We start from the raw sequence: 19,414 nt of genomic DNA on the forward strand, positions 1-19,414 counted from the left end.
AGAACTACTCCACCACCGGATAACAGGCATCCCCCCACAAGGTATCCGCACTATCCATCATCAACTCGATGATCAACGGCACCAGCTTGCCCAGCAAGCTCGTACAGTCACGCATCTGCTCACGATTGACCGAGCCGTTCCAGGTGGCGCCGCCGTGGATGAGCTGGTTACGCAGGGTGTACAGGCGGTTGAATAACACGCCGAGCAGCGCTGGTGTGTTGCCGCTGGCCAGGGCCAGCTGGGCCGACTTCTTGCCACTGGCGAAGCGGTTTTTCCAGGTGCTCTCATCTATCTTGCCGCTCTGGTGATCCCAGAAGCTCTGGAACACGTACTGGTTATCTAACAGTACACGGATGCTGCCGGAAAACTCCTGCCAGACAAGTGTATCGATGCGTTTGCTCTTATCCATTGAGCAGAGCTTTTCCAGAAAGGCTTTGAAGGTCTCTTGCTCCGAGAGGCGCAGGCGTTCGTCGATCTCAGTGGCATAGGCAGCGTTGAAGGCTACCCACAGGAAGATGAAACGACCGTCGAGGTCGTCAGCCTGCTCCGCGCGGTCAAGCCAACTCAGTGCGCGATGGACACGCAGACGCAGATTGGGGTGTTGGGCATCACGCTCCTGGCGATGACGTTGCTTCAGCGACTGGAACTGCATGGCTCTCTCCTTGAATGAGCTCCGTACCCTAACAGAGCAACACCGCGCCGCAATACCGCGACACCATCTGTCGCGCCAGTCCGGCACAGTCTCTTCACGCACAACGGAGAGACCATACATGCCAATACCACCCCAACCGCATACCTCCATATGCCCAAGCTGTGGCTGGCAGCGCACCAGCATTCCAGCCAGCGACGCCCTTCGCCTGAATGTCGACTGGTTCTGCCGCTGCCCCAACTGCAAGCACACCGAGTTGGAAACCCGCCCGGCCAGCCGCGCGGAAATCATGCGGGAGCGGCTGGCCCAGTTCTTTCGCTAGCCACGAACCTGCACTACATGACAGGAAAATCATCATGCACAAAGCCAAGATACTGCTGCTCTGCAGCCTGCTTACCTGCGCCAGCGCCCATGCCGGCACCTACGAATGGACGTCCGGCTGGGGTATGGGTATCAGCGAGCACCTGGTGGACGACGGCAATGGTAACGAGCTGAACATCTCCTGCCCGAACTATGAAGAGGATGGCTACGTCCGCGCCTACGCCAGCATCGGCGGCCAGCAATACAGCTCCACTGAGGGCAACGGCTTCGATGTGATCGTCGACGGCGAGACTTATAGCAACCCCTTCTTCACCGACTGCCGAGCTTGCGGGGCCAACTTCCCCGGTTTCTGGGAGGCCCTGCGTAAGGCCAACAACCTGAAGCTTGCGGCTGGTGGGCAGACAGTCAATCTGCCGACCAAAAGTAAGCGAACGGGCATCACACCTTGCCGGCGGATACCCAGTTGTGCGGCAGCAGCTCGGCCAGGGCGCTGGCCTTCTGCGTCGGCAGGCGCGTGAGCACGTCCTTCAGGTAGGCGTACGGATCGTGCCCGTTCAGGCGGGCTGACTGGATCAGCGTCATCAAGGCTGCGCCACGCTGGCCACTGCGCAGAGAGCCGGCAAACAGCCAGTTGGCACGCCCCAGGGCCCAGGGGCGGATCTGGTTCTCGATCCAGTTGTTGTCGATGGGCAGGTTGCCGTCATTCAGGTAGCGCACCAACGCTGCCCAGCGCTTGAGGCTGTAGTCGAGTGCCTTGGCGATCGCGCTGCCTTCCGGCACCTTCTGCCGCTGCCCAAGCATCCAGCTATGCAGGCCATCGATGATCGGCCTGGCTTTGTCCTGGCGCAGTTGCCGTCGCTGTGCGGCGAGCAACTCTCGCCCTTCGCGCTCCACCTCGTACAGCTGACCGATGTACTGGAGGGCCTGCTCGGCCAGTTGGCTCTGGTTGGCGGCATGCAGGTCGAAGAACTTGCGCCGTGCATGGGCCATGCAGCCGATCTCGGTCACGCCTTGCTCGAAGCTGGCCTTGTAGCCGACGAAGTCGTCGCAGACCAGTTTGCCCTGCCAGTCGCCCAGGAAGCTGCGCGCGTGCTCGCCAGCCCGGCTCGGCCTGAAGTCGTAGACCACGGCCTTGAGGTCGGCGAAGGGGCTGGGTGCATAGGCCCAGACGTAAGCCCGCTGGGTCTTCTTCGTGCCCGGGGCGAGCATCTGCACCGGGGTTTCGTCGGCGAGGATGACGTCCTGCTGGAGCAGGCAGTCGCGCAGGGCATCGACCAGGGGTTGCAGCTGGACACCGCAAGCGCCGACCCATTGCGCCAGCGTGGAACGCGCGATAGCCAGCCCGGCGCGGGCGAAGATCTTTCCTGGCGGTATAGCGGCAAGTGATCGGCGAACTTGGCCACCATGACCTGAGCCAGTAGCCCGGCAGTCGGGATGCCCTTGTCGATCACCTGCGCAGGCACTGGGGCCTGGATCAGCGTTTCACACTGGGCGCAGACCCACTTGCCACGGATATGCCGCTCGACGGTGAAGGTGCCGGGGTGTAGTCGAGCTTCTCGCTGACGTCTTCACCGATGCGCTTGAGCTGGCAGCCGCAGGCACACTGGGTGCTGTCCGGCTCGTGAAGTATCAGCGTGCGCGGCAGTTCGGCCGGCAGCGGCGCTCGCTTGGGCTGCTGCCGTGGCTCGCGCTTGGCGGGCTCTGGTCGGGCCGTTTCAAGCTCTGCCTCGATGGCGGCGATGTCGGCCTCGATCATCTCGTCCAGCAGATTGAGCTGGTCGGCATTGAGCTGCTCGCTGCGGCGGGCGAAGCGGTGGCGCCGCAGCACGGCGAGTTCGTGGTTCAACCGCTGGTTGAGCGTTTCCAGGTGATCGACGCGCTGACTCAACTGCGCGGCCAGTTGGCGCAGTTGCTCGGGTGTCAGGTGATCGAAAGCGGCAGGACTCATGGCGCCGAGTGTGCGGATTGTCGGCCCCCTCGGCGATAGGCCATTGGCCTAATTGCGCCCCGGCTACAGGAGTCTGATCTCGGCATTGGGCCCAAGACGCTGCCAAGGTAGGCCGACCACCAGGGCCTGCAACTGCTCGGGACTGAGTTCCAACTGCTGTCCCTGCCAATTGCCCGACCAGGCGAAGCGCCCTCGATTGAGCCTGCGAGCAGCCAGCCAGATGCCGAAGCCATCGTGCACCAGCACCTTCATCCGATTGGCGCGCTTGTTGGTGAACAGGTAGGCGCAGTGCGGCTGCGCCGCACCGAAAACTTGAACCACCCGGGCCAACGCGGTTTCGGTGCCGGCGCGCATGTCCAGCGGCTCGGTGGCGAGCCAGATGCGCTCGATGCGGATCACTTCAGTAGCTCGCGCAGAAAGCGGGCGCAGCCTTCAGGGTCCTTGCCCGGCCACTGCACCGACAGTTTGCCGGCCCGATGGGGAATTGCGATCTGGATGGCCCTGTCGGCCGCACTCGGGGTAGCCGGCACGCTCGGGACGAGAGGAATTGGAATAAAACCTGAGGGTACCGCGGGCAGCTGTGCCTGCTGGCGGCGAATCCACTTGTGCACGAGATTGGCGTTGAGGCCGTGGCTCAAGGCCACGCCGGCAACCGAGGCGCCGGGCTGGGTACACTCCTCGACGACCTGGGCCTTGAAAGATTTGGGATAGGAGCGGCGTTGGCCTGGCACGGGAGATCCTCCGCAAGGGGCTTGAAATGGTGTCCACCAAAAACAGGTGGACACCATGCCGCTAGCTGGAAGAACCGGGGAGGTGTGTTGGCCAGACGCTTACGGCGTACTCGGCGTCGGCGAAGGTCATTTGCTTCATCGGGAAACTCGGGCAACGGGATCAGCGTATTTCACCAGATTCGGGAAGTCTTTTTCAGACCATCCCTAGCTTCCTGGTAGGTCAAGAAACTGATTGGGCTGAGGCTATCACTTAGCCCCAAAACATCAGGACTATTCGTTTGCTGCTCTTAAAAAGAGCCCTCATAGGGACGGCGGCTTTTCATCTTTAATGGCAGTTTCTTCCAGGCCTCAAGAATCCGCCGCCCATCCTCTTCGCGCTCCGCGTCAGTTAGTGAAGCGCTATAGTTTGAACGCGCCTCTTGACGCTCACGTTTCGCACGAACGAGCTGCTCATATTCTGTCTCCATAATGCCTCCTACCGGTTGAGCCGTACCCTGAGCAGGCCCTGATATTGTAGATGACCAATGACCGCTAATGGCCACTCGCAATGCGGACGCAGGCGTAGTCATTGCAAGGCACGGCGCGATCACAGCAAGGGTGCCTGAAAGGCGCTCAGCTAAGCGCTGCGATTCAAGTGGAAGAAGCGCTTCCCTGAGATGGCTGAGCTATGCGATCAAAATAAGTCTTCCTCAGGCTCTGGGGTCAAATGTGTCTTCAGAAATTCTAGCTTCGCCAGCAGTTCGTCGAAAGTGACGATATCAACGTCCTTACAGGCGTTTCGGAACACCTCGAAGCTTCGGAGCTGAATCGGATCGGTGGGTAAGGTTCCTGCCACAACCACGCACTTGATGGCGTCGGCGCCTGACAGATGCATTCCTGGTGTGTCATGCCGATGGTGTACCCAACGCTGCTTGAGTTCGTTTTGCTGGAACAGAACTTGGGGCACCGCACCAGATAGCTCCGAATTTGGTCCAAATACCTCCTTTCCTCTGTAGGCTTTGGCCCGCAGCAAAATCGTCTTTGGAGTCTTGATTTCGACGATAGCTAGCGCTTGACCATGTTCCTTGAACAGGAAATCACCGATCTGAGCGCCCGATCCGGGCAAGGTGGATCCTTTTGCATGGAATTGCGTATGCGCTAGCTCCACGGGCCGAGCAAACGCCAGGCTCAGGACGAACTTGTTCACCTCGAAGAATTTCTGCCAAGCAGATTCGTTGGAACTGCCGGCGAGTTTCATTCTGAATGCTTCGATCATCTTGGCGAGGGTCACCCGCTCGATCTCCGCATGCAGCATCATCAGCTCTTGTGGCGCCTCAGTCGCTAACTCATCGAGTTGCTTGCGTACAGCTCGCACATTGGCTCTACGCTCGGTTCGCTCGCGGGTAACAGTTTGCCTTGATCCTTCACGTCGTACTTCAACCAAGGGCGGAGCCACTCGTGCTGTTCGTTGGAACCGATCAGGGTCGATCCGGTTGAGCACATCGTCGTGTACAAGGCCCTGTTTGGTTTGCCGGACTAGCTAGCGGCCTCGAATCGTAATTCTATTGAAGTCACGGCGGAGCTTGTCGAGCTCGTCAACACTAATGGAAACCACTCCATCGCGTGCGTATTGGTCCGGCCGATCGCTAATCACTAGGACTGTTGCGTTTGGGACCCGTGAGAGGCCTTGCCACACGGGGTCAATATCCTTGTGTAAACCGAGCCCATACCCTGGAGAATCAAAGAGTTTCCAAGGTAAATGCATGCCAATAAAAGTCTCCGCGGCGGAAGCGTCAGCGGGCAATTTGTCGCCGATTTCACCCGCATAGATGACCGTAGTGAAACGGCCATTCTTGGGTGACAGATAGCGCTGTGCATGCGGGTTCACATGGATCGGCCGCATGATGATCTGGTTTGGCGTTATGGACGCCAGTAATGGCCATTCGCTTTCAGGTGTTGAATGCCAAACCCTTTTCTCTGCATCCTCAAGAATATAGGTACGCAGATAGAGATTGTGTGAAGGCGCGCCCGGCTCATTAACGATTTCCAGGCGAAAGCTCGCCTTCATCACGTCCTCATCGCTGTAAGTCTGTAATGGTGCCGCAGCCTTACCTGAACCTTTAGCCATGTGGCGGTTCCCTTGTTGGATGGTTGGCTAAAAACAAACTGGCAACATCTGGGTCTAGCGCGAAGTGATCTTACTTTTTATTTTTGCTCAGGTCTTTTGTGTACCGAATGGCTCCGGCTTTTCTAGACCCCCCTATGACCGCTTTTGGCCGGTATCTGCCGGTTAGCACAGACCGCTTCGGGTCGCCTTCTGCCTATCAAAAGCTAACAAACACCTCAACTCGATGACCGTCACTTTAGCCTTTCTGTAGTTGCCCAGCAGGCCGTCCACCGCCCCTGCCCGGAAATCTCATCCGGAGCAGATTCATGCGTCTTTACCTATGCGAAAAGCCGTCCCAGGACAAGGATATTGCAAAGGTGCTCGGTACCACACGGCGAGGCAAAGGCTACCTGAACGTCCCGGAGAGAACTGTCACCTGGTGCATCGGCCACCTGCTGGAAGCCGCCCTTCCCGAGGCTTACGGCGAGCAGTACAAGCAATGGTTGCTGGAGCAGTTGCCAATCATTCCGTCTCAGTGGAAGCTGGAGGTCAAGCCGAAAGCTGCGAAACAGCTCCGTGTGATTCAGCGCCTGCTAGATGAAGCGGATAGCATGGTGATCGCCACCGACGCGGGCTACGAAGGCGAGATGACCACCCACAAAATTCGGGGCGGAGACCCCGCCCCTCTACTACTCCGCCCCACCCGCCCCATGCAGATTTACAAGCCTCACTCGACACTCATGCAACTGGCGACGATCTTGTGCCCTTCGAGATCGCGTACATACGCCGCATAGACATTGGGCCCATAATCACGGAGCCCAGGGGCGCCGGCATCGGTTCCCCCGGCCAGCAGGGCCAGCCTGTGAAACTCATTCACCGCGGCACGGCTCGGCGCCACAAAGCCTATAGTCACGCCATTACCGACAGTGGCGGCATTGCCATCGGCAGGCGTCAGCACGACGAAACGAGGCCCCGCGCCACTCCAGACCGAGGCATTGTCCTTATTGGCTACATTGCCGTACCCCAGCGCGGGCAATACTGCATTGTAGAAAGCACGGGCTTTTTCCAGGTCATTGGTGCCCAGCGTGACATGGGTGAACATGGCTATTCGATTCTCCTAATGGTGGTGTTGCAATACAGTTTCCGGCTGCCGACGCCGATGGACCACCGGGACAGCAATTGGCGTCTCCATGACACGCCTTATCCCTGCGCACTGTCGCCCATGGCGTGCGCTTCGCTATCCAGGGTGCGCATGGCTCTTGCTAGATAGAGCGCTACCGCATTCGGAGCCCAATTACCGGCAGGATCGAGCAGGTGCTGGCGCACGAAGCGATAGTTTCTGAGGGGGGCTTTCAGCGTCTCGGTGCCATTCCGCTCGGCCAACTCGGCAAAGCGCCGCTCTATCTCGGCATCCAGTGCGATGAGCGCCCGCTCGTCGAGAATCCAGATATCACCGCCGAAATTCGGGAAGGACGCCATCTGATAGGACAGCAGCATCCGCCCGATATCGTGGCTGAGCCCATGCAGCCCGCTCTGTCTGTGCGCTATCTCGGGTGCCGCGTCATAGCGGTCGCTCAGCGATTTCTCCAGGCGGAAATGCGCTTCAATGACACCCGGCAACCAGCGTGTGTAGGCAGGCCACACCGAGCGCGCATCGGCGGTGCTCTGCGGCAGTTGCTCGAGCTGGGCAACCGCGTCGCCGAGCAGTCGGACCTGTTCGGCGAGCACGGTATCACCAGCTCGTGCGGACAGCTCGTGCAGCCGGTTCAGGTTGTAGGTAAAGGCTTCTAGATTCTCGGCTTCATAGGGGATGCCGTTGAGGTTGTAGTAGAGCAGCGCACTGACCGTCGTCATTGTCGCCAGAGTCCGCGTTTCCTGGAGCTCCTGACGGCTCAGCGCAGCCAATGCTTCTCCCCTGGCGCAGGCCAGTAGCGTCAGGATCAACAGGTAGCCCAGCAAGCGGCTTTTCTTATTGTTGTCGTGTGCCAAAACACTCTCCTCCTATAGGCTCTGTCGGTACCCGTCCCACGAGCGACGACTCAAGCCCTCACACGGGCATGAAGGCAAGGCAGCCAACGGTCCTGGACGTCAACTGAAATCCCCATCGGTCATTACCGATCGATCGCGCCACTGCTCGATCTCCCGGCTCATGACCGCCAGCTTGCCGTTCACCACCTGCAGGGCGTCGGAGCCAGCCAGATAGCGCAGCGGAGGCTTTTCTTCGGCGGCCAAACGCACCAGCATCGCACCCAGCCTGGCGGGATCGCCGAGCTGCTTGTGGTTGTTGGCTGCCGAGGAAGCCTTGATCTTCTTGCTGAACTCCGCGTAATCCTCCAGGCCCCTGCCGCCCAGGGCGGCCGAGCTGCCGTCGAGGAAATCGGTGCGGAACGCCCCCGGCTCGACGATGGTAACGTGGATGCCGAACTGCGCCACCTCCTGCGCGAGCGATTCCGAGAAACCTTCCACGGCGAACTTCGCCGAGCAGTACAACGCGGCGCCGCCCATACCAGCCACACCGGCGATCGACGAGACATTGAAGATGTGCCCGGCCCGCTGCCGGCGCATCACCGGCAGCACCGCGCGGCACACGTGGAATACACCGAATACGTTGGTTGCGAACTGCCTCTCGGCCGCCTCGGCGTCGTTCTCCTCGAAGGGGCCCAACTGGCCATAGCCCGCGTTGTTCACGGCAACGTCGATGCGCCCGAAACGCTGCACCGCAGCCTCGACCGCTGCGAATGCCTGGTTTTCCTTGGCGACGTCCAGTTGCAGCGACAGCACGCGATCGCCATACGGCGCGAACAACCGCTCGAGGCGGGCCAGGTCACGTCCTGTCGCGACCACCCTGTCGCCGGCAGCCAACGCCGCTTTGACGATTTCCGCACCGATGCCACGGGAAGCCCCCGTAACGAACCATGTCTTGCTCATTGTTGTTCTCCGGGTTCGATGGATCGCGAAATATGCGCCAACCACTCCGAGGCTGGTGGATGCGCACAAATCATATGAACAAATTTTTTGTTTATGTTCAAATAATATTCGAAGCCCTGGCACAGAAATCGATGCCAGCGTCCTGCAAGCCACCCGAGGAGTACGCCGTGCTGATCGATATCCATGCCCATCTCGTAACGAAGGGAATGCTAAGCCGCCATGAGTTCTGGGGCCCGTTCATGAAGACCAGCGGTTTCACCGTCGGCCACTTCTCCCTGGGCACCAAGCAGCCGTCCAAGGCGCAGAACGACGTGGAGGCCGAGGCCAACCTGCTGGCCCGCATGACCCACGAAAGCCGTCGCCGGCTGATGGCCGAGCGTGGCGTGGACAAGCTGGTCGTTTCCGCGCCCTCGCACGCGTTCATGTACTGGGCGGGGGAGTTCGGAACCGAGTACGCGCGCATCTGCAACGATGAGATGTCCGCCTATTGCCGCCAGGACCCACAGCACTTCGACTTCTGGTGCCATGCCAATCTGGCTGAGCCGGAAGCGGCGGCGAGGGAAATCGAACGCGCAGTCAAGCACTTGGGCGCCAAGGGCGTCTGCGTCGGCGGCACCAATTTCAATGGCATCGAGACACACGACGAACGCCTGTTCCCAGTCTGGGAGAAAATCGAGCAGTTGGACGTGCCAATCATGGTACACGGCTTCAACCAGTCCATTTACTGGGGCGAGAAACACACCGACGACAAGTTCGAAACCACCTCGATCATCGGCGACTGCGTCGATGAGACGCTGTTCTTCTGGTACCTGATCTGCGGTGGCGCACTGGACACGTTCCCCAGGCTCAAGGCGTACATCACCCATGCCGGCGGTATGGCGGTATTCCAGCTCGGCCGCCTGAGTGAACTGAACCAGGCCATGGCGCCGGATGCGCGCAACCGCAAACCGCTGATGGACTACCTGGACAACTTCTACTTCGACCTGGACGTGCACGCGCCCGGCCTGCGCCGTGGCGTGGTGGAAGTGGTCGGAGTGGATCGGCTGGTCTACGGCACCAATTTCGGCGGTGCCTATGCCCATGGCGACCTCACCGAGAACCTGGGCCTGAGCGATGACGACCGGGAGAAGATCCGCAGTGGCAACGCGATCCGCCTGCTCAAGCTGGATGCCCCCGCCGCTCTCTGATCAGCAGGGTATGGGCTCAGGTATCGGAGCGCCTGAGCCCATCGGTAGCCCTGGCGCCCCTGCGCGGCATCGGCACCAGGCCCTGTACCACGGCGATGCCGAACAGGATCAGGCCACCACCCATGGCATGATAGCTGTGCAGTTCCTCGCCCAGCAGCAGCACCGCCAGCAAACCAGTGAACAACGGCGTGAGATTCATGAATACGGCGATCCTCTCGGCCCCAACCACCCCCAGCGCATGGTTCCAGAGCCCAGGTGCCAGCGCCGAGGCAAACAGGCCAGCATAGACCACCAGCGGCAGGCTCTGCGCCGTCAGTTGCACCGAAGGGCTCAACAGGAACGCCGGCAGCAGCACCGCCAGCCCGCAGAACACCTGCACGTAGAGCGACTCCCAGGTCGCTATCGGCAGTTGCCAGCGCTTGAGCAGCAGGCAGTAGACCGCGTAGGACAACGACGCCATGAGCATGAGGAACTCGCCCAGGCCCATCCCTTCCAGCCACAATCGGCTCAGCTGCCCGGCGCTGATCAGCAGGGCCAGGCCGAAGAACGAGAGCAGGCAGCCCAACCAGGCGGAGCGGCTCGGCCGTACACCCATCAACGGTAACGCCAGCAGGGTGGTCAGCAACGGCATGGTGCCAAGGATCAACCCCATCGACGTGGCGGAGACCGTATGCGCGGCAAAATACGCCAGCGACTGGTACAGCGCCATGCCCAGTACACCAAGGACACACAGCTGCCAGAAATGCCGACGGATCAGACACCTCTGCTTCCAGACCTTGGGCAGCAACCAGGGGCTGAGCACGAGCAAGGCCAGCAGCCAGCGGTAGAAAGAAATGGCAGCGGGCTCGATGGCACCAACGGCCAGACGATTGACCACAGTGCTACCCGCCCAGATCAACGCGGCCAGCATGGGGAGTAGATAGATCAAGGGGTCACCGCCGCATGGAAAGGCCCTGTAGCGATGTTCAGGACCCAGGACGCTGGTAGTGACCGACCGCCACCGCATAGCCGCCGACCTTACGGATCAGCGTACTTTTTTGCTCGACCCGGTTGTTGGCCGGATTGCGCCACTGATAGTGGACCTCTCCTTCGCCCCCGCTCTTCAATATATCCAGCATCTGTCTGCCGATCGGCTGCCTGTCTGCCGCAAGCAGTGAACGGAAGTCAGTGCCCACCAGGCGCAGGTTGTAGCCATGGGCGACGAACTTCTCGCTACCCAGGTCAACGACGAAGACATACAGGTCGTCCTGGACGAACTCGGGACTCAGACCATTGATACGCCCGATAGCCTCGACAGGAGCAGCGGCGACGGCAGCAGTGGCGCGTTCCAGCAGGGCCAGCGCTTCGGTCTGGCTCGAACGCGGCATGTAGTAGCCGACTGCGAAGATCCGCTCACCGACACGTTGGAAGAACACCCGTTTACGCTGTGTCTTGCCATCGGCCCAGTTCATCCAGCGATATTCGGCGCTATGGGTTTCACCCGTTTCCGGCAACGATAGGGCTTCCTTGAAGGTTTTGTTCAGCTCGTCGCCAAGAACGCTGCTGATATCACGCCCAACCAGATTGGCCGAAGGGCCGCCGCTGGCCAGCATCACGCCGCTGGTATCCACCACATAGACGTAGAGTTCGCCATCGACGAATACCCCCTGCCGGCTGAAGGCGGCAAACGCGCTTTCACCGTTCGCCTTGTAGTGAGCCACGGCCTTGTCCAGCAGCCGGGTGGCACGCTCGGCTTCCTGCGCGTACTCCTCTCCTGTCTGGGCGAAGACACCCAGGGACAACAGAGTACATAGCACCAGCAAAAGCCTTCTAAGATTGGACATACCCTGCCTCCCGATATCCGTGACTCACCGCCGACCACGCTCACAGATTGCGGCTGATGATTTCCTTCATGATTTCCGAGGTCCCGCCATAGATGCGGGCAACCCGTGCGTCCACCCAGGCACGGCTGATCTTGTACTCGCTCATGAAACCGTAGCCACCATGCAACTGGAGGAACTCGTCGAGCAGCTTGCCCTGCATCTCCGAGCCGAGCAGCTTGGCCATGGCAGCAACATCCGCCGGCAGCTCGCCGCGGATCACCTTGGCCAGGCAATCGTCGACGAACACTCGCAGCATGGTCGCCTGCGCCTTGGCCTCGGCCAGCTTGAAGCGGGTGTTCTGGAAATCCAGCACCGGTTTGCCGAACACCTTGCGCTCACGGGTGTATTCGATGGTTTCCTCCAGCAGGGTATGGATCGACTGCGCCGCGCGAATGGCGATGATCAGGCGCTCCCAGGCCAGTTGGTGGGTAAGGTACTTGAAGCCCTGCCCCTCCTCGCCCAGACGGTTGCTGGCCGGTACCCGCACCTCGTCGAAGAACAGCTCGGCAGTGTCCTGCCCCTTGAGGCCAATCTTCTCCAGCAGACGCCCCTTGGAGAACCCCTTGCGCTCCTCTTCGATACAGATCAGCGTCAGCTCCTTGGCCGCCGGATCGAGCTTGGTGGCGGTGACCATCAGCCCGGCGTTGCCGCCATTGGTGATGAAGGTCTTCTGCCCGGAAACGATGTAGTCGTCGCCATCGCGCCGCGCCAGGGTGCGCATCGAACGCAGGTCACTGCCGATGCCCGGCTCGCTCATGGCGATCACACCGATCAGCTCGCCGCTGACCATGCGCGGCAACCACTTCTGCTTCTGCTCCTCGGAGCCATAGGCGACTATGTAGGGCGCCACGATCTCCGAGTGAGTGGTGAAACCCACGGCGGTGGCATTGGCCCGCGCCAATTCTTCGATCATCACCGCGGAGTGGCCGAAATCGCCGCCTGAGCCGCCGTATTCCTCCGGCACGGTGGAGCACAGCAGGCCCAGCTCACCGGCCTTCAGCCAGACCTCCTTGGGCACGATGCCGTTCTTTTCCCATTCATGCAGGTAGGGCACGATCTCGCGGTCGACGAAACGTCGCGCCAGCTCGCGGAACATATTGTGGTCTTCACGGAAAACGCCACGCATTGCACTCACTCCAATTCAGTCGGTTTTCTCAACGATCCAGATAATCCGGCTTGCGCTTGTCCAGGAAGGCGGCGACCGCCTCCTGGTGATCTTCCGTGTGATGGGCCAGGGATTGGTAGGCTGCGGACAGCTCCAGCAGCGAATCGAGGCGCATGTGCTGACCTTCACGCAGCAGGCGTTTGCACAGGCGCAGGGCATGGCCCGGATTACTGGCGATACGCTGCGCCAGGGAGTGTGCTTCGGCCTGCAGGGTTTCATGGGTGCAAACCTGCTCCACCAGTCCCCACTCCAGCGCCTTGGCCGCGTTGATGGTGTCACCGGTGAAAGCCATCAGGCTGGCCTTGGGGATGCCGATGATGCGCGGCAGTAGCCAGGCCCCGCCATCGCCGGGAACGATGCCCAGGCGCACGAAGCTCTCGGCGAACAGCGCCGAGCTGGAAGCCAGGCGGATGTCGCACATACAGGCCAGGTCCAGTCCAGCGCCGATCGCCGGCCCGTTGACCGCGGCGATCACCGGGATGTCCAGCTCGTACAGCGCCAGCGGGATACGCTGGATGCCATCGCGGTAGGTATTGCGCAGTTCAAAGGGCGAGCCGGCGAAGATGCCCTCGCGGCTACGCATGTCCTTGACGTTTCCACCGGCGCAGAAGGCGCTGCCGTTACCGGTCAGCACCATGACCCGAGCCGAGCGATCCCTGCGCAGTTCGGCGCAAAGGTCGACGAACTCCTGGATCTGCTCCGGCGAAGTCAGCGCGTTACGGGTTTCCGGATGGTTCATGCGCACGGTGACGATGGCGCCGTCCCGCTCGATCTGCAGAAAGGAATTCATGGCGTATGCCCCTCGAGTCCGGGTAGAGGTTGTCTCGCATGTTCGGTGAGCAACGGCCAATAGCCTTCGCCACCACGGGCGCAGACCAGCTGGCCGATGCGCTGGCTCCAGAGGCTGGCCGAGCCGAACTCGCTGCGCCAGGCCCACAGGCGCCGCGACAGCAGGTGCAGCGAATATTCCTGGGTGAAACCGATGGCGCCGTGTACCGAATGGGCAATGCCGGCAGCGCTGCTGGCCGCCTCAGCGGTGCTGACCTTGGCGGCGGCGATGGTGAGGGCGGCCAGGGCCGTGTCCGACTCGACAAAAGCCGCCTCCGCGGCGATGCCAGCGGCGGCCGTCTGCTCGGCGAACACCGCGAGCTGCTGCTGGATGGCCTGGAAGGCGCCGATCGGGCGCCCGAACTGGGAGCGCTCGCTGGCGTATGTGGAGGTCATCTCCTGCAATGCCCGCGAGGCGCCGGCGATCTGCGCGGAGCGCAGCAACGCCCCTCCCAGCAACAGCACCTCGGCCGGGACTCCCGCCGGCAAGGGTGCGCTAGCGATCACCGGAGCCGCGCTGAAGCGCAGGCCGTCGCGCGGCTCGCCGGCCACGTTCAGCCCGTGGCTCTGTTCGGCCGCCTCGGCACGAGCAAGTAGTACCACGCTGGGCGTGCCGGCGTCGTCGGCGATGGCCACCATGGCCTCGGCATGCCGGCCCCAGGGCACGTCATGGACGGTGCCGTCCACCTTGCCATCGCGCAAAACAAGCCGGGCATCGGCGGCAAAGCTGAGGACGCCGCCCTGCCCTTCAAGCCCGGCCTGACCGAGCAGCCAGTTGGCCAGCAGCGCTTCGCCCAAGGGGATTGGTGCGGCAAAACGCCCGGCGGCGCGGACCAGCACATGGAGGTCGGCCCAACCAGCCTCTGCGCCTCCCAGGCGCTCCGGCACACCGGCCAGGGTAAACCCTGACTCCTCCACGGCGGTCCAGAGCTCGGCTGGCCACACGCCTCCTTCGCAGCCAAGTACGTATTCCGGCGTGGCCAGGTCGCCGAGTAGGCGCTCTATGGTCGATTCGAATAGTTCTCGCATGATTATCGCAACCCCAGACCGCGCGCGATGATGCCACGCAGGATTTCGCGGGTGCCTCCGCGCAGTGAGAAGGACGGCGCCATCTGCATCAGATAGGCCAGGACCCGGGCATGCTCGCTGCCACCGATCAGGCGCGGCTCGGTCTCCACCAGCAACTGGGCAACCTCGGGAATCTCCTGCTCGAACAGGTTGCCCAGGTCCTTGACGCAGGAAGCGGCCCAGGTCGGGTGCTCCCCGGCGGCCAGCTGCGCGGTGACCGCCAGCGACATGTTGCGCAGGGTCAGCAGCTTCGCCGTGAGGCGGCCAATTTCGCGACGCTGCAGGGCGTCCGGCGTACGACCCAGGGCGTCGATCAGCGTCTTCAGCAGCGCCATGCTGCTCAGGAAACGTTCCGGGCCGCTACGCTCGAAGGCCAGCTCGGCGGTCACCTGCTCCCAACCCTTGCCCTCGGCACCGATCAACGCATCGGCGGAGAGCTGGACGTTGTCGAAGAACACCTCGTTGAAATGCTCGCCACCGGCCAGGTCGCGGATCGGCCGGATGCTGATCCCCGGCAGGCTGAGATCGACGATGAACTGCGACATGCCCTCATGGCGTGCCGCCTGCTTCTCGCCGGTACGCACCAGGGCGATCATGAAATGCGAGTGCTGGGCATTGGTGGTCCACACCTTCTGCCCGTTGAGCAGCCAGCCGGACTCGTTGCGCCGGGCCGAGGTCTTGATCGAGGCCAGGTCGGAACCGGAGTTCGGCTCGCTCATGCCGATGCAGAAGTAGCTTTCGCCACGGCAGATCGGTGGTAGATAGCGGTCTTTCTGCGCGTCACTGCCGAAACGGTTGATCAGCGGCCCGCTCTGCCGATCGGCGATCCAGTGCGCCGACACCGGCGCGCCCGCGGCCAGCAGCTCCTCGATCACCACGTAGCGCGAGAAGGGCCCCGCCTCGCTACCGCCATACTGCTTCGGCAATGCCATGCCGACCCAGCCCCGACTACCTAGCTTGCGGCTGAAATCCGCGTCGAAGCCCATCCAGGACTGCGCCCTGGAGGTTGCCGGGTACTCGGCGAGGTTGTCCTTGAGGAATTCCCGCACCTGGTGGCGAAGCGACTCCGCCTCGGGAGGAATCCTGCTGTAGGTAAATTGAGCAATAGACATGCGTACTCTCGAAAACTGGCAGGCGATCCGAACCTGTACGCCCTCCCCCGCCATGGCGGGAAAGGGCACCTCAGGAACTCCTCAGAGAGCGGTGCTGGCATCCGCCTTGGCGAACATCGCATTGATGTCGCCGGAGGTCACCGGCTTGCCGTCGTCACGCCCATGGTCGGCGCCACCGAGGCCGAGAGCCGGTTCGGTCTTCACGTGGGTGGCCTGGGCACGCAGGGCGCCGACCGTGCAGTTCTCCCGACCAAGGATGGCGAACGGATCGTAGGAGAACTCGCGCATGGCGTTGAGGTGGGTGACCTTGTCGATGGTTTCCTTGGGCAAGTGCTGCAGACCGACCCAGGCGCTTTCCGGCGAGTGCGGCCAGGTGCAGTCGGAGTGCGGGTAGTCGCTTTCCCAGGTGACCATGTCTTCATTCATGAACTTCAGGTTCTGCAGGCCGAAGTTGTCTTCGATAAAGCAGGTGATGAAGTGCTTGCGGAAGATGTCGCTGGGCATCTTCCCGCCGAAGTTCGAGTTGGTCCAGGCGTTGTGGTGGCGATGGGTGAAGTCGGCACGCTCCAGCAGGTAGGGGATCCAGCCGATGCTGCCCTCGGACAGGGCCATGCGCAGGTTGGGGAACTTCTTCCACATCGGCGCCCAGATCCAGTCGGCCGCCGAGTTGGCGATGGAGATCGGCATGGAGGTGATCCAGGCGTCGATCGGCGACAGGTCGGAGGCGTGCTCGGCCTTCACCCCGGTACCGATATGGCAGCAGATCACCACGTTGTTGTCGGAGCAGGCTTTCCACAGCGGATCCCAGTAGTCGCTGTGGATCGAAGGGAAGCCGTGGATCGCCGGGTTGTCGGACAGCGACAGGGCGTGCACGCCCTGCTTGGCCAGGCGCTCGACCTCGGCGGCGGCGGCCTGCATGTCCCACCAGGGCACCAGCATCAGCGGGATGAAACGCCCCGGTGCGGCATTGCACCAGTCGTGCAGGTGCCAGTCGTTGTAGGCCTGGATCGCCGCCAGGGACACGGCGCGGTCCGAATGGTTCTGGAAGCGCTGGCCGGCGAAGCCGGGGAAAGTCGGAAAGCACAGCGAGCCAAGCACGCCGTTGGCGTTCATGTCGTCGACACGGTCGCTGATGTTCCAGGTGCCACGGCGCATCTGCTCGTAGCCCAGCGGCTCCATGCCGTATTCCTCCTTGGGCCGGCCGACCACCGAGTTGAGGCCCATGTAGCCGGTGGCCTGTTCCTCGAACACCCACACATCACGCTCGCCGCGCTTGACGACGTGGGGCTCGCGGCCCTTGAAGCGGGCAGGCATGTGGCGAGCAAAGGCATTTGGCGGCTCGATTGCGTGATCATCGACGCTGACGAGAATCAGATCTTCAACCTTCATTGTTGTTTTCCCCTTCGCTTAGTGGGTTCTTGAAGTGCTTTCGATCATAGAACACGCCAGAGAAAAACTAAACACTTTTTTTAAATATGTTCAATTAATCGATATTCCCGCAACCCGCCCCTGCGCCGCCAGGCGCCCCGCAGCAGGCACCGCACGAACGGGACGGGTATGCCACCCCGTCCCACCCAGCAATGCCACTCAGTCCCAGAGCACATGGACGTGATGAGGACCGCGTAGCTGCGCGCCGATGATCTCCGGGGCCGGCTTGTCGGGGTCAAGGCGGATGTTCGGCATCAGGTCGAGGATGGCGTTGAGCGCGCAGTTGATTTCCGTCTTGGCGACGAACTGGCCGATGCACATGTGCGGACCGAAACCGAAGCCGAACGACGGTTTGGCGCGGCGGTCGATGTCGAAAGTGTCGGCATTCTCGAAGGCGTCCTCGTCGCGGTTGGCCGAGGTGACGATGCACGAGACCATGGCCCCCTTGGGAATAGCCACGCCGCGGATCTCCACGTCCTTGGCCGCCTGGCGCACCTTGAAGGTGGCCACCGGCTCGTAGCGCACCGCTTCGTCGATGGCCTTGCCTACCAGGCTACGGTCCTCGCGGATGCGCGCCAGCAGCTCCGGCCTCTCCAGCAACAATGTCATCAGCGTGCCGAAGGTACGCGTGGTCGTTTCGCTGGCCGCCGGCAGCAGCGAGCGGACGAAGGTGGTGATCTCGTGATCATCCAGCGAACGGCCTTCGTACTCGGCGCGGATCAGCCGGCTAATCAAGTCATCGCCTGTGGCGCCCTCGGCGCGGCGCTGCGCCACCACCACCTTGACTACGTCGTAGAGCGCCTGCGCGGCCTCCATCGCCGCACCGCGCGCGGCCGCGGCCTTTTCGGGGTCGACCTGAGGTCCAGCCAGGATGGCCAGCGCCCAGGCGGCGTACTGCTCGATTTCCTCGGGGCGGTCCTCGGGGAAGCCGATCAGCGAGTAGATCACACGGATAGGGAAGTACAGGGCGAACTCCATGATATCCGCCCCCTTGCTGGCCACCATGGGCCGCAGGTATTCCTCGCGAATGACCCGATCGATCTTGGTTTCCTTCCAGCGGTTGACCGTCTCGGGCATGAACACCGGCTGCAGCAGGCTGCGGATGTTCTTGTGCGCCTCGCCGTCCATCGCGGTAAGGATCAGGCCATCGAAGAACGAACCCAGCCCCTCGGCGATGAAACCACTGGTGAAGTTGGTCGCATCGCGCATCACCGCCAGGACGTCGTCGTACTTGAACAGCGTGAAAGTAGGTCGGTTCGGATCAAGCCCGGCAATCGATGGCACGCCCAGACGTGCCATGAAGTTCTCCGGGAGGACGGGGGATTTTTCACGCATCTCGCGATACACCGCGTGCAGATCGATGTCGGCACCACGGTAATTGCTCGCGACATTGGCGAAGACCTGCTCCAGATTGCTTTGGGCTGGGCCGGACATAGGCGTCTCCTTTCTTATTGTGCATTGTTGGAATACGTGGCCTGGAATGGCCGCGTCTTACCGGCCATCTTAGGCATCCATCGATAACTATTGGACGTTTTTTACATTTTGACTAACTACTCAAGACACCCCGCGAGATCGAGTGGCTACAAGCAACAAGGTCAATAGGCCTGCTGGACATAAGTCATGCGGCCGCCGGCCAGCATCAGGGCGCAGTACATATTGAGTTCGACCACCTGCGCGCAGGTGAAGAACTCCGACAGGCGGGCATAGTGCTCGTCATCGATGGCCATGTAGTCAGCGGCGAACAGTTCCGCGAAACGCAGGGCCGCCTGCTCGGCCGGCGTGAAACGATCGCTGTCCGTCGCCAGGCAGGCGATATCCTCTTCGCTGACCGTGTCGGACTTGCGCGCCAGTTGGCAGGCCTGACAGGTGGTGATGCTGGCAATCTTCAGGCGCACCAGCTCGCGTAGCCGCTCATCAAGCAGGCTATCCCGATAGAAACCACTCATCAGCTCCAGCCAGGCCTGCGCCAGGGCCGGGCGGTGCGCCCAGACCTGGACCGGCCTGCTGGAGCTGAGCATGCCGCTTGCCCGCCCCCGGGCAATGGCATCGCGCAGTCCGGCCGGCATTTCCTCCAGCGGCACCATGGGAATCCGCGACATGC

21 protein-coding genes and 2 pseudogenes are annotated in these 19,414 nt (G+C 61.8%); 4 read left to right on the top strand and 19 right to left on the bottom strand.

Annotated features, from left to right (window positions below):
• Positions 1-4: 4 nt before the first annotated feature.
• Complete coding sequence (locus LE197_RS18790; protein WP_034030843.1) at positions 5-652, bottom strand: HEPN domain-containing protein; 648 nt, start codon at positions 650-652, stop codon at positions 5-7.
• 118 nt (positions 653-770) lie between these two features.
• On the opposite strand from LE197_RS18790, the gene LE197_RS18795 reads away from it, so the two are divergent.
• Positions 771-971 (top strand): hypothetical protein, encoded by a 201-nt coding sequence (locus LE197_RS18795; RefSeq protein ID WP_071537055.1) that lies wholly within the window; start codon positions 771-773, stop codon positions 969-971.
• A 34-nt stretch (positions 972-1,005) separates the two neighbouring features.
• Positions 1,006-1,488, top strand: a complete 483-nt coding sequence (locus LE197_RS18800) for a hypothetical protein (protein WP_226033688.1) — start codon at positions 1,006-1,008, stop codon at positions 1,486-1,488.
• Here LE197_RS18800 and tnpC read toward each other — a convergent pair.
• From tnpC to LE197_RS18825, 5 genes and pseudogenes are all read right to left on the bottom strand, one after another.
• Positions 1,409-2,918, bottom strand: a pseudogene (tnpC, locus tag LE197_RS18805) (IS66 family transposase). The gene LE197_RS18800 and the pseudogene tnpC sit on opposite strands and share 80 nt — an antisense overlap.
• 63 nt (positions 2,919-2,981) lie before the next feature.
• Positions 2,982-3,317 carry an IS66 family insertion sequence element accessory protein TnpB gene (gene tnpB, locus LE197_RS18810; protein ID WP_023105888.1) on the bottom strand — a complete coding sequence of 112 codons (336 nt, stop codon included), beginning with the start codon at positions 3,315-3,317 and terminating at the stop codon, positions 2,982-2,984.
• On the bottom strand, positions 3,314-3,649 hold the full coding sequence (gene tnpA / locus LE197_RS18815) for an IS66-like element accessory protein TnpA (RefSeq protein ID WP_023105889.1): 336 nt from the start codon (positions 3,647-3,649) through the stop codon (positions 3,314-3,316). Before tnpA ends, tnpB begins: the two co-directional genes overlap by 4 nt.
• Before the next feature lie 673 nt (positions 3,650-4,322).
• On the bottom strand, positions 4,323-5,084 hold the full coding sequence (locus LE197_RS18820; protein WP_226033689.1) for a Shedu immune nuclease family protein: 762 nt from the start codon (positions 5,082-5,084) through the stop codon (positions 4,323-4,325).
• Positions 5,085-5,168: 84 nt separating this feature from the next.
• On the bottom strand, positions 5,169-5,756 hold the full coding sequence (locus tag LE197_RS18825) for a hypothetical protein (RefSeq protein WP_226033690.1): 588 nt from the start codon (positions 5,754-5,756) through the stop codon (positions 5,169-5,171).
• A 305-nt stretch (positions 5,757-6,061) separates the two neighbouring features.
• Between LE197_RS18825 and LE197_RS18830 the strand changes: the two are divergent.
• Positions 6,062-6,400: pseudogene (locus LE197_RS18830) on the top strand (toprim domain-containing protein); the annotation flags it as partial.
• 62 nt (positions 6,401-6,462) lie between these two features.
• Here the strand turns inward: LE197_RS18830 and LE197_RS18835 are convergent.
• The 4 genes from LE197_RS18835 to LE197_RS18850 all read right to left on the bottom strand — a co-directional run bounded on the left by LE197_RS18835 (position 6,463) and on the right by LE197_RS18850 (position 8,848).
• Positions 6,463-6,843: a VOC family protein gene (locus tag LE197_RS18835; RefSeq protein ID WP_034030945.1), complete on the bottom strand. Its 381-nt coding sequence runs from the start codon at positions 6,841-6,843 to the stop codon at positions 6,463-6,465.
• A 92-nt stretch (positions 6,844-6,935) separates the two neighbouring features.
• Positions 6,936-7,724: a hypothetical protein gene (locus LE197_RS18840; RefSeq protein ID WP_034030947.1), complete on the bottom strand. Its 789-nt coding sequence runs from the start codon at positions 7,722-7,724 to the stop codon at positions 6,936-6,938.
• A gap of 99 nt (positions 7,725-7,823) precedes the next feature.
• Positions 7,824-8,663, bottom strand: a complete 840-nt coding sequence (locus LE197_RS18845; RefSeq protein ID WP_034030949.1) for an oxidoreductase — start codon at positions 8,661-8,663, stop codon at positions 7,824-7,826.
• Positions 8,660-8,848, bottom strand: coding sequence for a hypothetical protein (locus LE197_RS18850; RefSeq protein WP_155952283.1), 189 nt, complete (start codon positions 8,846-8,848; stop codon positions 8,660-8,662). The genes LE197_RS18845 and LE197_RS18850 overlap by 4 nt, the downstream gene beginning before the upstream one ends.
• On the opposite strand from LE197_RS18850, the gene LE197_RS18855 reads away from it, so the two are divergent.
• Entirely contained in the window at positions 8,831-9,850 is a 1,020-nt protein-coding gene (locus LE197_RS18855) for an amidohydrolase family protein (protein WP_034030951.1), read from the top strand. The genes LE197_RS18850 and LE197_RS18855 overlap by 18 nt on opposite strands.
• A gap of 16 nt (positions 9,851-9,866) precedes the next feature.
• Here LE197_RS18855 and LE197_RS18860 read toward each other — a convergent pair whose 3' ends face one another.
• From LE197_RS18860 to LE197_RS18900, 9 genes are all read right to left on the bottom strand, one after another.
• Positions 9,867-10,778, bottom strand: a complete 912-nt coding sequence (locus tag LE197_RS18860) for a DMT family transporter (RefSeq protein WP_027897589.1) — start codon at positions 10,776-10,778, stop codon at positions 9,867-9,869.
• 37 nt (positions 10,779-10,815) lie between these two features.
• Complete coding sequence (locus LE197_RS18865) at positions 10,816-11,673, bottom strand: cache domain-containing protein (RefSeq protein ID WP_051414769.1); 858 nt, start codon at positions 11,671-11,673, stop codon at positions 10,816-10,818.
• A 40-nt stretch (positions 11,674-11,713) separates the two neighbouring features.
• Positions 11,714-12,838 (bottom strand): acyl-CoA dehydrogenase family protein, encoded by a 1,125-nt coding sequence (locus tag LE197_RS18870; protein ID WP_034030953.1) that lies wholly within the window; start codon positions 12,836-12,838, stop codon positions 11,714-11,716.
• Between the two features lie 28 nt (positions 12,839-12,866).
• Positions 12,867-13,667, bottom strand: a complete 801-nt coding sequence (locus tag LE197_RS18875; protein WP_027897586.1) for a crotonase/enoyl-CoA hydratase family protein — start codon at positions 13,665-13,667, stop codon at positions 12,867-12,869.
• Complete coding sequence (locus LE197_RS18880; RefSeq protein WP_043102776.1) at positions 13,664-14,734, bottom strand: acyl-CoA dehydrogenase family protein; 1,071 nt, start codon at positions 14,732-14,734, stop codon at positions 13,664-13,666. Before LE197_RS18880 ends, LE197_RS18875 begins: the two co-directional genes overlap by 4 nt.
• A gap of 2 nt (positions 14,735-14,736) precedes the next feature.
• A complete protein-coding gene (locus LE197_RS18885) occupies positions 14,737-15,885 on the bottom strand; it encodes an acyl-CoA dehydrogenase family protein (RefSeq protein ID WP_034030957.1) in 1,149 nt (382 codons plus the stop codon).
• A gap of 81 nt (positions 15,886-15,966) precedes the next feature.
• Positions 15,967-17,274, bottom strand: a complete 1,308-nt coding sequence (locus LE197_RS18890; protein WP_034030958.1) for an amidohydrolase family protein — start codon at positions 17,272-17,274, stop codon at positions 15,967-15,969.
• Between the two features lie 198 nt (positions 17,275-17,472).
• Positions 17,473-18,747: a cytochrome P450 gene (locus tag LE197_RS18895; RefSeq protein ID WP_034030960.1), complete on the bottom strand. Its 1,275-nt coding sequence runs from the start codon at positions 18,745-18,747 to the stop codon at positions 17,473-17,475.
• A gap of 161 nt (positions 18,748-18,908) precedes the next feature.
• Positions 18,909-19,412 carry a carboxymuconolactone decarboxylase family protein gene (locus tag LE197_RS18900; RefSeq protein WP_174217340.1) on the bottom strand — a complete coding sequence of 168 codons (504 nt, stop codon included), beginning with the start codon at positions 19,410-19,412 and terminating at the stop codon, positions 18,909-18,911.
• Positions 19,413-19,414 lie beyond the last annotated feature (2 nt).

Origin of the sequence: Pseudomonas sp. PS1(2021) (assembly GCF_020405165.1) — a bacterium.
Lineage (GTDB): Bacteria > Pseudomonadota > Gammaproteobacteria > Pseudomonadales > Pseudomonadaceae > Pseudomonas > Pseudomonas aeruginosa.

Bases quoted from the DNA above. Each gene is read 5' to 3' on its own strand.
- LE197_RS18790 (WP_034030843.1), bottom strand. From the start codon at position 652: ATGCAGTTCCAGTCGCTGAAGCAACGTCATCGCCAGGAGCGTGATGCC.
- LE197_RS18795 (WP_071537055.1), top strand. From the start codon at position 771: ATGCCAATACCACCCCAACCGCATACCTCCATATGCCCAAGCTGTGGC.
- LE197_RS18800 (WP_226033688.1), top strand. From the start codon at position 1,006: ATGCACAAAGCCAAGATACTGCTGCTCTGCAGCCTGCTTACCTGCGCC.
- LE197_RS18825 (WP_226033690.1), bottom strand. From the start codon at position 5,756: ATGGCTAAAGGTTCAGGTAAGGCTGCGGCACCATTACAGACTTACAGC.
- LE197_RS18845 (WP_034030949.1), bottom strand. From the start codon at position 8,663: ATGAGCAAGACATGGTTCGTTACGGGGGCTTCCCGTGGCATCGGTGCG.
- LE197_RS18850 (WP_155952283.1), bottom strand. From the start codon at position 8,848: ATGGATATCGATCAGCACGGCGTACTCCTCGGGTGGCTTGCAGGACGC.
- LE197_RS18865 (WP_051414769.1), bottom strand. From the start codon at position 11,673: ATGTCCAATCTTAGAAGGCTTTTGCTGGTGCTATGTACTCTGTTGTCC.
- LE197_RS18870 (WP_034030953.1), bottom strand. From the start codon at position 12,838: ATGCGTGGCGTTTTCCGTGAAGACCACAATATGTTCCGCGAGCTGGCG.
- LE197_RS18875 (WP_027897586.1), bottom strand. From the start codon at position 13,667: ATGAATTCCTTTCTGCAGATCGAGCGGGACGGCGCCATCGTCACCGTG.
- LE197_RS18880 (WP_043102776.1), bottom strand. From the start codon at position 14,734: ATGCGAGAACTATTCGAATCGACCATAGAGCGCCTACTCGGCGACCTG.
- LE197_RS18885 (WP_034030957.1), bottom strand. From the start codon at position 15,885: ATGTCTATTGCTCAATTTACCTACAGCAGGATTCCTCCCGAGGCGGAG.
- LE197_RS18890 (WP_034030958.1), bottom strand. From the start codon at position 17,274: ATGAAGGTTGAAGATCTGATTCTCGTCAGCGTCGATGATCACGCAATC.
- LE197_RS18895 (WP_034030960.1), bottom strand. From the start codon at position 18,747: ATGTCCGGCCCAGCCCAAAGCAATCTGGAGCAGGTCTTCGCCAATGTC.
- LE197_RS18900 (WP_174217340.1), bottom strand. From the start codon at position 19,412: ATGTCGCGGATTCCCATGGTGCCGCTGGAGGAAATGCCGGCCGGACTG.